At 39.9% G+C, this 12770-nt stretch carries 10 protein-coding genes and 1 riboswitch; all 10 genes read right to left on the bottom strand.

Annotation, left to right across the window (positions count from 1 at the left end; genetic code table 11):
• Complete coding sequence (locus tag RBH95_RS04185; RefSeq protein ID WP_307901469.1) at window positions 1–1002, bottom strand: homocysteine S-methyltransferase family protein; 1002 nt, start codon at window positions 1000–1002, stop codon at window positions 1–3.
• Window positions 1003–1053: 51 nt separating this feature from the next.
• A riboswitch (SAM riboswitch) is annotated at window positions 1054–1167 on the bottom strand.
• A 58-nt stretch (window positions 1168–1225) separates the two neighbouring features.
• Window positions 1226–2116, bottom strand: coding sequence for a cysteine synthase CysM (cysM, locus tag RBH95_RS04180; RefSeq protein WP_374047810.1), 891 nt, complete (start codon window positions 2114–2116; stop codon window positions 1226–1228).
• A complete protein-coding gene (epsC, locus tag RBH95_RS04175) occupies window positions 2113–2844 on the bottom strand; it encodes a serine O-acetyltransferase EpsC (RefSeq protein ID WP_307901468.1) in 732 nt (243 codons plus the stop codon). Before epsC ends, cysM begins: the two co-directional genes overlap by 4 nt.
• A gap of 61 nt (window positions 2845–2905) precedes the next feature.
• Window positions 2906–3955 (bottom strand): NAD(P)/FAD-dependent oxidoreductase, encoded by a 1050-nt coding sequence (locus RBH95_RS04170; RefSeq protein ID WP_307901467.1) that lies wholly within the window; start codon window positions 3953–3955, stop codon window positions 2906–2908.
• 79 nt (window positions 3956–4034) lie between these two features.
• Window positions 4035–4799: a uroporphyrinogen-III C-methyltransferase gene (gene cobA, locus RBH95_RS04165; RefSeq protein ID WP_307901466.1), complete on the bottom strand. Its 765-nt coding sequence runs from the start codon at window positions 4797–4799 to the stop codon at window positions 4035–4037.
• Between the two features lie 20 nt (window positions 4800–4819).
• Window positions 4820–6913, bottom strand: coding sequence for a HEPN domain-containing protein (locus RBH95_RS04160; RefSeq protein ID WP_307901465.1), 2094 nt, complete (start codon window positions 6911–6913; stop codon window positions 4820–4822).
• A 15-nt stretch (window positions 6914–6928) separates the two neighbouring features.
• The gene (locus RBH95_RS04155; RefSeq protein ID WP_307901464.1) at window positions 6929–7555 is read right to left on the bottom strand and encodes a phosphoadenosine phosphosulfate reductase family protein; all 627 of its coding nucleotides are present in this window, start codon (window positions 7553–7555) and stop codon (window positions 6929–6931) included.
• A gap of 101 nt (window positions 7556–7656) precedes the next feature.
• Window positions 7657–8064, bottom strand: a complete 408-nt coding sequence (locus RBH95_RS04150) for an Rrf2 family transcriptional regulator (protein ID WP_307901463.1) — start codon at window positions 8062–8064, stop codon at window positions 7657–7659.
• Window positions 8065–8091: 27 nt separating this feature from the next.
• Window positions 8092–9258 (bottom strand): O-succinylhomoserine sulfhydrylase, encoded by a 1167-nt coding sequence (locus RBH95_RS04145; protein ID WP_307901462.1) that lies wholly within the window; start codon window positions 9256–9258, stop codon window positions 8092–8094.
• 51 nt (window positions 9259–9309) lie between these two features.
• The gene (gene thrA, locus RBH95_RS04140) at window positions 9310–12705 is read right to left on the bottom strand and encodes a bifunctional aspartate kinase/homoserine dehydrogenase I (protein ID WP_307901461.1); all 3396 of its coding nucleotides are present in this window, start codon (window positions 12703–12705) and stop codon (window positions 9310–9312) included.
• Window positions 12706–12770: the final 65 nt, after the last annotated feature.

Genomic DNA, 12770 nt, shown 5'->3' with positions numbered 1-12770 from the left:
CTATGCAGACACTTCAATTTTGCGTGGTTTATATTTGGCAGCCACCTCAGCAATAGCCGTAATATGCTCTGGAGTTGTTCCACAACAACCTCCAATAATATTGATCAAACCATCTTTAAGATAGTTTTCAATAAGTACTTGCATTTGGGCCGGAGTTTGGTCGTATTCCCCAAAGGCATTTGGAAGTCCCGCATTTGGATGGGCAGAGGTGAAAAATTCGGTTTCATTTGCCAAACGTCTCAAATAAGGTTGCAACTGATCGGCTCCAAGCGCACAATTAAACCCAACACTTAGCAATGGAATATGCGAAATGGAAGTTAAAAATGCTTCCACAGTTTGCCCAGAAAGGGTTCTTCCTGAAGCATCCGTGATCGTTCCGGATACCATGACCGGAATATCGATACCCCTCTCCTCTTTTACTTCTTCAATCGCAAATAATGCGGCCTTGGCATTCAAAGTGTCAAACACAGTTTCCACCAACAATAAATCCACACCACCATCAATCAAGGCCTCTACCTGTTGCTTATAGGCCACACGCAATGCCTCAAAGGTTACGGCACGAAATTCAGGACGATTCACATCTGGAGACAAGCTGGCCGTTCTGTTGGTTGGCCCAATACTTCCGGCAATAAAACGAGGTTTATCAGGATTGGCAGCTGTAAATTCATCAGCTACTTTTTTGGCAATTTTAGCGGACTCATAATTCAGTTCATACACCAAATCTTCCATATCATAATCAGCCATACCAATGGTAGTTCCCGAAAACGTATTGGTTTCCACGATATCGGCACCAGCCTCGAAGTACTTACTATGTACTTCAGCAATGGCTTGGGGCTGCGTAAGCGACAACAAGTCGTTGTTCCCCTTCAAAGGAGACGGATAATCTTTAAAACGTTCCCCACGAAAATCCTCTTCAGAAAAATTATACCGTTGCAGCATGGTCCCCATGGCCCCATCCAGAACTAAAATTCGGTCTTGTAAAACCTGATTAATATTTGACATTTTATTGTGTTTATATTAAAATGTCATCAAGAAAGTAAAAGAAATTACTCGAGGTTATCTGTCCAATTGAGTAGTATTCAACTAGTAGAATTTAGCACCTTCTTTAAAGTTAAAGGGTTGCTAAGGCTTCAACGGGTCTATTCCCTCTGCCTTTCGTGATAACATTTTATATGTTTATGAACTAGGCTGCGAAATTACAGGATAAATAGTTTATAACCAATTTTTATTGAAACAAATCTGAAGAAAGGTAACGATCTCCGATATCGCAAATTACAGCGACGATAAGACCTTCTTCAATTTCATCGGCTATTTTTAATGCAGTAGCCACGCTTCCGCCACTGCTCATTCCAGAAAACACACCTTCTTCTTTGGCCAATCTGTTGGCTACAGTTCGGGCATCTTCTTCGCTTACCTCTATAATTCGATCTACTTTGGAGCGATCGAAAATCTTTGGCAAATAGGTCTCTGGCCATTTTCTAATCCCTGGGATTTTAGCGTCATCGGTTGGTTGGGCGCCTACAATGGTTACTGCTTCATTCTGTTCTTTCAGATAAGTAGATACCCCCATGATAGTCCCTGTAGTGCCCATGGCCGAGACAAAATGTGTCACTTGCCCATCGGTATCGTTCCAAATTTCCGGACCTGTGGTTTTGTAGTGGGCTTTCCAGTTGTCATCATTGGTAAATTGATTGAGCATGTAATAGCCTTTTTCTTTTTGAAGTTTTTCAGCCAAATCACGCGAACCTTCTATGCCATCAGCAGCAGGTGTCAGAATCAGTTCCGCTCCATAGGCACGCATGGTTTTAATACGTTCTTCCGTAGAGTTTTCAGGCATGATCAACACCATGTTCAATCCTAATAACTGAGCTATAAAAGCCAAGGCAATTCCCGTATTCCCACTGGTAGCTTCAACCAAAGTGTCTCCCTCCGAAATATCACCACGTTTCACTGCCTCGGAAATCATATTGAAAGCAGCACGATCCTTCACACTACCACCTGGGTTCTTCCCCTCCATTTTCAAAAACAGTCGTACGTTTGGCTTGGAAATGATTCGTTTGACTTCAATAAGTGGTGTATTCCCGATTAAATCGGTTATGGATTTACTTTGAATCATTTGTTGCGTGTACTGATTTTAATTTCTGACTGATAGGTCACCAATGAATTTTCCGGAACCGATTGGGTTATCCAAACATTGGCTCCAATAATACTGTTAGCTCCAATCACAATGTCTCCCCCCAAAATTGTGGCATTGGCATAAATGGTGACATTATCCTCAATGGTTGGGTGCCTTTTGGTATTGGACAAACTCTTCTTCACCTGAATCCCTCCAAGCGTTACTCCTTGATAAATCTTTACATTATTTTTTATGATAGAAGTTTCTCCAATCACAATTCCTGTTCCGTGGTCTATAAAAAACGAGTCTCCAATGGTCGCTCCCGGATGGATATCAATTCCTGTTTTCCCATGCACACACTCACTCATCATTCTTGCCACGATAGGCACATTCAACTTAAAAAGTTCATGACTCAAACGATGAATGGCAATAGCGTGAAATCCTGGATAGGCCAAATAAATTTCTTCCAAACTTTTACAAGCCGGATCGTTTTTTTCGGTAGCCAAAGCATCCAATTCTATTCGTTTTTTAATAGAAGGAATCTTGTTTGAAAAAGCGTCCCAAATTTCATTACCATCTTGAACATTCAATTGCGATACCACATCCAAAAACACCTGTCTCAGTACTTTCAATTCTTTTTGCTGAACTTCTTCCTCATCAAATAATGCATAGAAGAGCCGTTTTGTAAAAGTCGCGATATCGTCCTTTAAGCGAAGTTTATATGCCATAGTTGTTATTTCGAGCGTCTAAATTTAGGGATTACAATTTAAACTGTATTCTAAATAACCGTTAATTTATAGCCTGTACTACAGCTTTTGGAGCTTCTTTTCTCGTGCCGTCAAAACCATCAACACCACTTACTGTAGTATATTTCAAGACATACTTTTTACCCGGATTGATGATTTTATAAGCCGATTGGCACATTAAAGTCGCTTCATGGAACCCACAAAGTATCAACTTCAATTTACCTTCGTAAGTGTTTACATCTCCAATGGCAAAGATTCCAGGAATATTGGTTTGGTAATCCAAGGTATCTACTTTGATGGCATTTTTTTCAATTTCCAAACTCCAATCGCCTATAGGCCCTAATTTTGGAGACAAACCAAACAAAGGAATAAAATGATCGGCTTCATGCAATATTTTTTCACCATCCTTGATAATCGTTACACCCTCTAATTTGGAATTGCCATGCAAGGCAGTCACCTCTGCTGGAGTCACCAAATTGATTTTCCCCAACAACTTTAACTCTTGTACTTTTTCTACGGAATCCAAAGCACCACGGAATTCATTTCGTCTATGGACCAAAGTGACCTCTTCGGCTACATCCGCCAAAAAAATACTCCAATCCAAAGCAGAATCTCCTCCGCCTGAAATCACCACTTTCTTGTTGCGGTACACTTCCGGGTCCTTGATAAAATACTCCACACCTTTATCTTCGTAATAGGAAATGTTTTCAATCAAGGGTTTTCTAGGCTCGAACGACCCCAAACCTCCCGCAATAGCCACCACAGGGGCATGGTGTTTAGTCCCCTTATTGGTGGTTACAATGAAACTTCCGTCTTCGAGCTTTTCAATGGTTTCTGCACGTTCACCCAAAGTAAACCCAGGTTCAAATTGTTTGCCCTGTTCCAATAAATTATTGGTTAAATCTCCAGCCAATATTTCCGGAAATCCCGGAATATCGTAGATTGGTTTCTTAGGATATATCTCCGAGCATTGTCCTCCTGGTTGTGGCAATGCATCAATTAAATGACACTTCAATTTCAATAATCCAGCTTCAAAAACTGTGAACAACCCCGTTGGTCCTGCTCCAATAATCAATATATCTGTTTTTATCATGGTCTCTAATTTTAGTTGATTTTGGATATAGCTATCCCATAAAATCAATGATTTTTAAAAAATTTAGTTTCTATTTATTCTATGAAAACTGTTGAATTTCTTGGCGTATCGAAGTCAAATGCACTCGGTCGTTGACCACTTCACCTACTATAATTATGGCTGGATTGGATAACTGCTCCTGCTCCACAACCTCACAAATGGAAGCAACTGAACCAATGCCTATTCTTTCATCTTCTGTCGTTCCATTTTGAATGATTGCTACCGGTGTTTCAGCTTTCCCTTCCTTTTGAAAAGCCTCCATGATTTGAGGCAGTTTGCTCATACCCATTAAAATAACTACTGTGGCCGTAGATTTGGCCGCAATAGGGATATCATTGGACATTTTATGATCCTTGGTTGTACCTGTAATCACCCAAAAACTTTCGGAACTTCCTCGCTTCGTCAAAGGAATGCCTTGATATGCTGGCACTGCAATAGCCGATGAAATCCCTGGAACCACATTGCCTTCCACACCAAACCTCTGGGCATATTCCAATTCTTCGGCGCCTCTACCAAACACAAATGGATCGCCTCCCTTTAACCGCACCACATGGCCATGACTTTTGGCTCGCGCTACAATCAATTCATTGATTTGCTCCTGTTGATAAGCATAGCACCCTTTTCGTTTTCCCACAAAAATGAGTTCAGCCTCTGATGATGCATATTCCAACAAAGCGTCATTTATCAACGCATCGTACAAAATGACCTGGGCCGAACCAATAGCCTTTACGGCCTTTAGGGTGATCAATTCCGGATCTCCCGGACCTGCTCCCACAACTGTCAATCTTGGTGTTATTCTTTCCATCCCCATCTTTATTTAATCATTTAACTGGCCACTTTCTGTGTTTCTGCTCTATATGTTTTCACATTGGACAAGAACACTTTGGCGCTTTTAATATAATTCTCTGCAAATTCTTTAGTTGGGGCATTGTTTTTTATTTGATATATCAATTCTGAAAATGTCCCCCCCAAGCGCACTCTATTCGTTTCCACAAATTCAGCATCGAATTGAGAAATAATTCCTGCTTGGGTATTCACTGATATATCTTCGGAAATCAAAATGGCTTTTGCCGAGTTCACCATGGAACTATAAGCATGATACACCGCCGACGAATACACTTTATCCTCAAAGGACTGTTCTGCCAATTCAATTTTTTCTTCACTTTCCAAAAACAAAGTGGATACCAAATCGATGACCACACCAGCACATTCTCCAATTCCTATGGCCTTCACATACTTTTCATTCGTTCCCCAATCGATAAAATCTTCTTGGGTTAAATTGGAAACATCAGACAAATCAGTCAAAAAATCGTAGAAGTATTTCTGTCCTTGTTCTAAATAATAGTCTACAAAAGGCTTTCCATTAGCATTGACTTCATAGTCATTCAAGATTCTGCGCAAGGCTTCAGGACCTCTTCTACTTGGTACTTTCACTACTTTATCTGCAAAAACACCGCTACCATTCCCTTTGTTGCCACCTCCTAACAATACTTGTAATGCCGGTGCCACCAACTTATCTGGCGTGCGAATGGACATTCCCTGAAATCCTATATTGGCCATAGTGTGCTGTCCACAGGCATTCATACAGCCACTAATTTTGATGACCAAATCCTCATTATCCAAATATTGCGGATATTCGGCCTTGATGACCCGCTCCAACTCTTCGGCAATTCCCGTACTACTGGCAATTCCCAAATTACAAGTATCAGTTCCTGGACATGCAGTGATATCCACTGCTTTGTTATATCCCAATTCAGTAAAGCCTAATTTGCTCAACTCTTGATAAAAGAAAGGCAACAATTCCTCCTTCACAAAAGGAATCAAGATATTCTGACGCAAGGTCAACCTGATTTCACCGGCAGCATAGGTTTCTACCAAATCTGCCAACAATCTGGCTTTATCAGTATAAAAATCACCTAACAACACCTTGATACCAATAGCCACATAGCCTTCTTGCTTTTGAGGAATAATATTGGTTTCCTTCCATTTATTGAAGGGCTCCACATCTGTTAATTCCACATCTGGGATAGTAACCTGAACAGGCACAGATATTGGATACGAATCTGCATCAATAGGCACCGATCTATATTTAATAGCCGCTTGCTCCTCATCCACCAATTGTTTGAAAGCCTCTAAGCCAATGTCCTTTAGCAAGAATTTCATACGGGCCTTGGCACGACTTTTACGTTCTCCATGGCGATCAAAAATTCTCAGAACACCTTCCATTACTGGAATAATTTTATCTGAAGGCAAAAACTCATAAAGTACATCTGCATGCCGTGGTTGGGACCCCAAACCACCTCCCAACATTACTTTAAAACCTCTGGTGCCATTTTGAATTTTAGCAATAAACCCCAAATCGTGCATATACGACAAACCAGTATCGGCATCGGAAGACGAAAATGACACTTTAAACTTGCGTCCCATTTCCTGACAGATAGGATTTCTTAAAAAGAATTTGAACACAGCATCGGCATAAGGAGACACATTGAAGGGTTCATCAACATCAATTCCAGCTGTTTCACTCGCTGTGACATTTCTTACTGTATTGCCACAAGCTTCCCGTAAGGTCACATCATCACGCTCCAATTCGGCCCAAAGCTCTGGGGTTCTATCCAAATCTACATAGTGAATCTGGATGTCCTGACGCGTAGTAATATGCAATCTTCCTCTAGAATAATCATCGGACACATCGGCAATTCTTCGCAACTGTTTGCTCAATACTTTCCCGTAAGGCAATTTAATACGGATCATTTGCACACCCTGTTGACGTTGCCCATAAACTCCACGAGCCAAACGCAGGCTTCTGAATTTCTCCTCATCAATCTTGCCATTATGGAAGAACTCAATTTTATTGGCCAATTCAATAATGTCTCTTTCTACAACCGGGTTTTCTATTTCTGTTCTAAAACTTTGCATAATGCCTGTTTCTTTTTATTGTAAGTGTATGCCACACTCTCTGTTCTTCAAAGCCTTTATAGGATCGAAGTAGTCATGATTTTTTGGCAACCCATGAACTTCTAAATAATTATCTAAATCTGCATCTGTCCAATAATAAAATGGACTCACTTTTAAAATACCATCCTTACTTAAACTTAAAATATCCTTTTTGCTTCTAAGCTCTGTTTGTCTCACTCTAATGTTGGTAAACCACAAGTCGGGCTGGTGTTCTTTCAGCGCTCGTCTAAATGGTTCCAATTTCACTACTTCTGAAAACTCAGCATGATTATCATCCTCAAGACTTGGCAAGCCAATTGTGGCATCAATTTCTGCCTTGCTTTTTAAGGACTGATATCTGTGGATATTTAAATTGTATTGCCTAATCAATTTGGAAGCATGTTCGTAAGTACTGGCTTCATTATAGAGCGTATCACACCAAATTACCTTGATGCCCTTATCCTTCCTGGCCATGGTGCTTAACAATACGGAAGAGTACACACCAAAACTGGTTGTAACAATTCGGTTATCTGTTAAAGTTAAAGCCCAGTCAATAATTTCATCTGGTGTTTTGTCTCTTAGCACTTGATTCCAATGTGCAATATCAATTGTATGTCCTATCATAATTTTAATTTTATTTTCCTTTTACCCTATCGGAATACTAGGAATTAAAAACAAAAGTATACAAAATATTTAAAGTAGCACCCTTTTCAGGTGTTAAATAATTAAATTATATCGGCTAATGATTTATTATTAAAGATATTAAGTGTGCTATCCCTTACTTCTGCCATCAATTTATGAACAGAACAAGTTGTTTCATTTGGACAGTCATCACACTTCTCGTAGAAGTTTAAACTTACGCAAGGCACCATGGCAATTGGCCCTTCTAAAATACGCATTACGGCAGACATTTTGATATCCTTGGGATCCCTTAGCAGGTAATAACCTCCGCCCTTACCTTTTTTGGATCCCAAGAATCCATTTTTCCGAAGTGTTAATAGAATACTTTCTAAAAACTTTTGGGAAATATTTTCATGTTGGGAAATAACCCCTATTTGTACCGGACTAAAATTTTCCTGTCTAGCCAGGTATGTTAGTGCCTTAAGGCCGTATTTGGTTTTCTTTGAAAGCATTGCTCAAATATAACCAAATTCTCAAAATCAGCTCAATGCTTGTTGTAAATCTGCAATAATATCATCAGCATGCTCCAATCCTACAGAAACTCTTACCAACCCATCGGTAATACCCACTTCCAACCTGTCAGCTTCACTTAATTTACTATGTGTTGTTGACGCAGGATGCGTTGCAATGGTTCTAGTATCTCCCAAATTGGCGGAAAGCGAGGCCATTTTTAAAGCATCCAAAAACTTACGCCCAGCTTCTACTCCTCCTTTAATTTCAAAAGCTACAATATTCCCACCTTGTTTCATTTGCTTCTTGGCTATTTCATACTGTGGGTGCGATTTTAAAAATGGATATTTCACAAAATTGACATTGTCATGGCTTTCTAAAAATTCTGCCACCTGCATAGCATTTTCGCAATGTCTATCCACACGAACAGGCAAGGTTTCCAAGCTTTTGGACAATACCCAAGCGTTAAAAGGCGACAACGATGGCCCTGTGTTTCTAGAGAACAAATAAATTTCTCGAATCAGTTCCTTGCTACCCACAGTGACACCGCCCAGCACGCGACCTTGTCCGTCGATTAACTTAGTTGCTGAATGAATAACCAAGTCGGCTCCAAACTTAATTGGGTTTTGCAGATAGGGCGTGGCAAAACAATTATCAATCACCAATAGTATGTTATGTTTCTTGGCAATCTTTCCCAACAATTCCAAATCCAAAATATCTACCGCTGGGTTGGTAGGTGTTTCGGCATATAGAATTTTGGTGTTAGGTTGAATCAATTCCTCAATTTTATCAACTTCGCTCTCCTTAAAATAAGTGGTTTCAATATGCCACTTTGGAAGATAGGTGGTAAACAAAGCGTGTGTAGACCCAAATACACTTCGACAGGACACCACATGATCTCCAGCACTCAACAAAGCTGCAAAAGTTGAAAACACCGCCGACATTCCAGTAGCATAAGCATAGCCGGCCTCTGCTCCTTCCAATTTGCAGATTTTCTCCACAAACTCCGAAGTATTTGGGTTGGTAAAACGGCTGTAAATATTGCGCTCCTTTTCCTCTGCAAAGGAGGCACGCATGTCCTCGGCATCATCAAATTTAAAACTAGAGGTTAGATACAAAGGTGCTGAATGCTCTGAATATTGCGAACGCTCCATTTGTGTTCTGATAGCTTCGGTTTCGAAATGTTTTTGACTCATGACTATAGGTATTTTGTGTTCCAAATTGAATTTTGGAATTGTGTTTTCTTATTAGTTAATGTGTTTGGACAGTCTTAAAATATCCCCAAAGACCCCTCTGGCGGTTACTTCGGCACCTGCGCCTGCCCCTTGGATCACAATTGGCTGCTCTCCATAAGATTCTGTAAAAATTTCAAAAATGGCATCGGAACCTTTTACATGACCCAAAGTGCTGTCTTCTGGAATGGAAACCAATTTTACTTCCAAATTCCCTTTCTCCTGCGACAGGTCACCAAACAAATCTCCAACATATCTCAACACATTGCCCGGTTCCTGTTGTTCTTTGATTTTTTGGAATTCCTCATCAAGCACATCCAATTGCCCCAAAAATTCCTGAACTGAAATATTTCTATAAGCTTCAGGGATTAAATTTTGAACAGAAACATCTTCAAATTCGTTATGCAAATCCAATTCACGAGCCAAGATCAACAGTTTACGCGCGACATCATTCCCTGAGAAATCTTCTCTTGGATCTGGCTCCGTAAATCCTTTATCAATAGTTTCCTGAACAATTGTACTAAATGGTTTGTCCTGAACAGAAAAATTATTGAACAGGTAACTTAACGTTCCTGAAAACACCCCTCTAATCCTGGTGATGTTTTCACCAGATTCGTGCAGTAATTTTATGGTGTCAATTAATGGCAATCCAGCACCTACGGTAGTTTCGTAAAGATATTGTTTGTTGTGCTCTTTTAAGTGTTCTCTTAAATCGGTGTAAAAATCGTGGGAAATGGTGTTGGCAATTTTATTCGACGACACCAAATCAAATCCCGCTTCCACCAATGGCTTGTAGTTTTCATGAAACACCCCGCTTGCGGTATTGTCCACAGCGATCAAGTTTTCCAAATGGTGTTTTTTGGCGAAATCCACTATATCCTGAAGTTGATATCCTGAAGTTTCAGCTTTCAAGGCTTCTTTCCAATTTTCATCGACGCCATTTTTATCTAAAATCACCTGTTTTGAATTAGCTATAGCGAATACATTCAAGCTGATTCCCTTGCGCTTTTCAATTTCATCTTTCGATTTCAAAATCTGATTGATCAAAGCACCTCCAACCAATCCATGGCCAAAAATGGCAATGTTGATTTTCTTGGAAATTCCAAAAATCTCCCCATGAATAACATTTACAGCCTTGTGTAACTGATGCTTTTTCACCACCAAACTCACATTTCTACCCGTCACCGTATTGTTAAACAATAGTGGTGTAATTTGGTTTTTGATCAAGGCATTGAATGGCTTATGGAACGAACTCAACTCAATCCCAATAATAGAGATTACCGACACATCATCTACTACACCAATTTTGTTAACGTCTTGTGTGTAAAAATCATTTTCAAACTCGCGCTCCAAAGCCACAACAGCTTGCGTTGCTTTTGAAGCATCTATGATCAAACCAATTCCTCTTTCCGAAGATCCTTGAGACACAATACTGACACTGATATTTTGGTCACTCAAGGCTTTAAAAATTCGGGCATCTACCCCAACTTTCCCTAAAAGACCTCTTCCTTCAAAATTCAATAGCGCCACATTATCCAAAACCGACAATGAAGTGACTTCCTTATTGCTTGGTTTAGCCGTAATCAAGGTACCTTCCCCATCGGAATTGAAAGTATTCAGGATTCTTAAATTGATATTTTTTTCCACCAATGGAATGATGGTTTTGGCATGCAGCACACTCGTTCCAAAATTTGCCAGTTCATTGGCTTCACTAAAGGACAGCTCTCTAATTTTTTGAGCATCGGCAACCAAGTCTGGATTGGCCGTATAAATACCATTTACATGTGTATAATTTTGCAATTCTTCTGCATCCAAGAAATTAGCCAATAAAGATGCCGAATAGTTGCTTCCGTTGCGTCCCAAAGTCGTTGTTTCTCCATCCAAATTCGATGCTATGAACCCTGTAACAATATTCACCGTAGAACCATTGAATTTCTTAAAATGCTCCACCACCTTCTCTTTGGAAATCTTTTGAATCGGTTGCGAATTTCCAAAATCACCTTCTGTTTTTATTAAGGTTCTAGAGTCGGTTGCATTAGCATTAATGCCTTTGCTTTTTAATATTTCTGCAATAATTTTGGCAGACAATAATTCCCCGAAAGCCAATACTTGGCTTTTGATTTTTTCACTATAATCCCCAAGCAAAGCCACCCCTTCGAAAATATTTTCCAAAGCCGAAAACTCACTTGTAAAATCAATACTTGGCAATGGTTCTACTTGATAGGCCTTGAAAGCTTCAAAATCGGATTTGTACACTTCCTTCTTAGAAGCTTTTTCAAGCAAAGCTTCCAATTCGTCCGTGGCATTCCCTCTAGCCGATACAACCACTGCTATTTTTTCGCCATCACTAACCTTTTTCTCTATGATTTCAAGGGCTCTTGTAAGACCTTCTCCATTTGCTAAAGACTTCCCGCCAAACTTCAATATTTTCATTCTCTTGTGTTTTGTATCTGGGCTAAAAATACCCTCTATAATTTTTTCTAATTGTTCAAATTCTATTAAAAATGCATCGTGACCATGATCTGAATGGATTTCGTGATAGGTCACATTTGGATGTGTTGCAGCTAGCTGTTTTTGGGTTTCCCTGTTTTCTTCCGCAGTAAAAAATAAATCAGAATCCACACCCACAATGGCAATTTTGGAACTGATAATGTCCAATATATTTTCGTTGGCTTCTCTTCCTTTGGTAACGTCAATGGTTTTCAGCAACTGGTTCATCAATTTATAAGCCGACAACTGAAAACGTTCTTGCAACTTATTACCATGATGCAGCAACCAACTTTCTACATTGAAAATTTCCAATTCATTGTTTATACTTCTTTGGAAACGCTCCTTAAACGACTTAGGCGTTCTGTAGCATAGCATGGCGTGCATTCGGGCATCGTGCACCGGATTGTTGGAATTCACCAAAAACTGCTCTTGAATTTGACAATTGGCAATCAACCAATCGGTCGATTTCCAATCGGTTGCCACGGGGATTAAATACTCGGCTAGTTTAGGTTTCAAAACGGCCATTTCCCAAGCAATTCCGCCTCCAAGCGAACCGCCTATCAAGGCAAACACCTGTTGAATGTTTAATTCTTCTAGGCCTTTTAAAAACAATTTGGCAACATCACGCGCCACAAAATCCTTATAGTTTTCAATCAGGAATCCGTCGTACCCATTACCTGGAATATTAAAGGCTAGAACCGTGAACTTTTTGGTATCGATAATTTTGTCATCGCCAATCAAACTGCCCCACCAACCATCACTTCCAGCCACATTGCTGTTCCCGGTTAAGGCATGATTAACCACTACTATTGGGGCTTCATGAAGCGGCAACCCAAAGGTTTGATACGATAATTGAATTGGCAACTCCACTCCGCTTTCAAGAGTAAAATTATCCAGTTGTATGAATTTAAGTGCTTTCATTTCAAGTTACAAATTGAAAAATAAAAAGCTCATGCCCCAAAAGGGCGCACCTAAATAGAATATGT

This window comes from Mangrovimonas sp. YM274, assembly GCF_030908385.1.
Lineage (GTDB): Bacteria > Bacteroidota > Bacteroidia > Flavobacteriales > Flavobacteriaceae > Mangrovimonas_A.
Note: the sequence above shows the minus strand (reverse complement) of the source record. Positions and strands in the feature narration are given on the sequence as shown.

Coding starts and splice junctions, on each gene's coding strand:
- RBH95_RS04185 (WP_307901469.1), bottom strand. CDS start 1,002: ATGTCAAATATTAATCAGGTTTTACAAGACCGAATTTTAGTTCTGGAT.
- cysM (WP_374047810.1), bottom strand. CDS start 2,116: ATGATTCAAAGTAAATCCATAACCGATTTAATCGGGAATACACCACTT.
- epsC (WP_307901468.1), bottom strand. CDS start 2,844: ATGGCATATAAACTTCGCTTAAAGGACGATATCGCGACTTTTACAAAA.
- RBH95_RS04170 (WP_307901467.1), bottom strand. CDS start 3,955: ATGATAAAAACAGATATATTGATTATTGGAGCAGGACCAACGGGGTTG.
- cobA (WP_307901466.1), bottom strand. CDS start 4,799: ATGGAAAGAATAACACCAAGATTGACAGTTGTGGGAGCAGGTCCGGGA.
- RBH95_RS04160 (WP_307901465.1), bottom strand. CDS start 6,913: ATGCAAAGTTTTAGAACAGAAATAGAAAACCCGGTTGTAGAAAGAGAC.
- RBH95_RS04155 (WP_307901464.1), bottom strand. CDS start 7,555: ATGATAGGACATACAATTGATATTGCACATTGGAATCAAGTGCTAAGA.
- RBH95_RS04150 (WP_307901463.1), bottom strand. CDS start 8,064: ATGCTTTCAAAGAAAACCAAATACGGCCTTAAGGCACTAACATACCTG.
- RBH95_RS04145 (WP_307901462.1), bottom strand. CDS start 9,258: ATGAGTCAAAAACATTTCGAAACCGAAGCTATCAGAACACAAATGGAG.
- thrA (WP_307901461.1), bottom strand. CDS start 12,705: ATGAAAGCACTTAAATTCATACAACTGGATAATTTTACTCTTGAAAGC.